Annotated in this window: 2 protein-coding genes; both read right to left on the bottom strand. The window is 36.4% G+C overall.

All coding sequences use genetic code 11. From position 1 onward, the window contains the following. Positions 1 to 92: 92 nt before the first annotated feature. Complete coding sequence (recJ, locus tag CVS92_RS08945) at positions 93 to 1,667, bottom strand: single-stranded-DNA-specific exonuclease RecJ (RefSeq protein ID WP_107789224.1); 1,575 nt, start codon at positions 1,665 to 1,667, stop codon at positions 93 to 95. Next, complete coding sequence (locus CVS92_RS09235; protein WP_257638069.1) at positions 1,657 to 1,779, bottom strand: hypothetical protein; 123 nt, start codon at positions 1,777 to 1,779, stop codon at positions 1,657 to 1,659. The genes recJ and CVS92_RS09235 overlap by 11 nt, the downstream gene beginning before the upstream one ends. Positions 1,780 to 1,888 lie beyond the last annotated feature (109 nt).

Here is a 1,888-nt window from a genome sequence, read left to right as displayed (position 1 = left end):
GCATTAAATATATAAAGAAACGATTTTGGTGAATTAAAACCGAAGCAATCTCGGTTTTATTAAAATTTAGCATTATAAAACCGAGATAAAATTTATAAAATTTCTTTTATGAGTAGCTGTGGGGTAACAAGTCCGCGGAATGAATTTTTTGATATACAAAAGATAATATCTATCATCTCGCCCACTCTAGCATGTCTTGTAAAGTTAAAAAATAGAGCCTCAAGTGTTTTATTATCCTTTTGCAAGATGAGCTTTAGGTGATTTTGATCTCTTCCTATAAGTCTTTCGTTTTTAACAAGAGCATTTTTTATCTTAAATACTGGGCGAGGGTTTTTCTGCCCATATGGCTCATAAAATTCTAAAATTTCAAGCAGTTCAAAGTCTATCTCGCTTGGCATTATATCGCCAAGTAGCTCGTCCGAGCTTTTGCACTCTTGCATATTTAGGCATGAGCAACTTTTATTTATCGCTTCTTTAAATTTCACCAAATTTTCAGGCGCAAGCGTAAGTCCAGCCGCTCCTTTGTGACCGCCATAGCTTGTTAGTAAATTTTCGTGGCTTGCTATAAGAGATAAGATATCAAGCTTACCAATGCTTCTAGCGCTGCCTTTTGCACGGCCTTTATCTATACTAAAGACGATAGCTGGCTTTGCAAAGTGCTTTGCAAGGCGGCTAGCTACGATGCCTATCACACCCTCGTGCCACTGCTCACCCCAAGTGATGATGACTTCATCGTCTTCTTTTACGTCCTTTAGTGAACATTCAAAGAGTTGGCGCTCTTCCTCTTTTCTGGAGTTGTTAAATTCAATGATTGTATCAAGGTAGTTGTAAGCTTCCTCGATACTTTTAGCACGTAAAAAGTCAAATGAATTCATCGCATCGTCCATACGCCCAGCTGAATTTATAAGTGGGGCTATAAGAAAGCTAATATCATCGCACTCAAATTTTTCCTTACCATAAAACTCTTTTATAGCGTGAAATGCGGAACGCTTAGACGCATTTAGCTTACAAATACCAAGACGAACAAGCATTCTATTCATATCTCTTAGCTCCATCATATCAGCGATTATCGCGATAGCTAAAAGCTCTAGAAATTTGCTCATATCGTAATTTAGCCCAAAAACATCCTTTAACGCTCCAACCAAATACCAAGCAACCTCAGCACCACAAATTTCGATATTTGGGAAGTTACATTCTTCTTGTTTTGGATTAATGATCGCATAAGCTTCTGGGAGAACAGCTGGTGGCATGTGATGATCTGTGATGATAAGATCGATGCCTTTTTCTTTACAGATAATGGCTGCATCGTTTGCAGAGATACCGTTATCAACGGTGATAATCAAGCTTACATCGGCCGAGAGTTCGTCTATTATCTCAGGATTTAGCCCATATCCATCTTTAAATCTATTTGGAATTTTTACTAGGTAGTCTTTCACGCCAAGATCATCAAAAAACTCGGCCAAAATCACACTTGAAACCACACCATCAACATCATAATCACCCACAATGGCCATGCGCTCGTTTTTCTCGATCGCTTCTTTTATGCGATTAGCACCTTTGTATATATCTTTTAAGGCACTTGGTGTCGGAATTTCACTAATTTTTTTATGTATGTCGTTACAAAATCTATGCGCTAGTAAATTCCTTATATCCTCTTTATTTAGCATGGTTTTGGCAAGAATTTTTAAAGAACTTACCAACTTTATTTAATGCCACTTGTTCACTTAAATTTACACCCATATTGCCAAAAATTTGGCTATAAAAATACTTCTTTTTCATTGCAATCTTTCGTCTTTATTTTGAATGCTTGGATTATATCTTTTTGAAATTTAATTTCTTATAATTTTAAATAAAAGTAAGACTTTAGGGCTCATAGCAAGCTTAAAAG

The sequence above is a fragment of the Campylobacter concisus genome, from assembly GCF_003048555.1.
Lineage (GTDB): Bacteria > Campylobacterota > Campylobacteria > Campylobacterales > Campylobacteraceae > Campylobacter_A > Campylobacter_A concisus_AO.
Note: the sequence above shows the minus strand (reverse complement) of the source record. Positions and strands in the feature narration are given on the sequence as shown.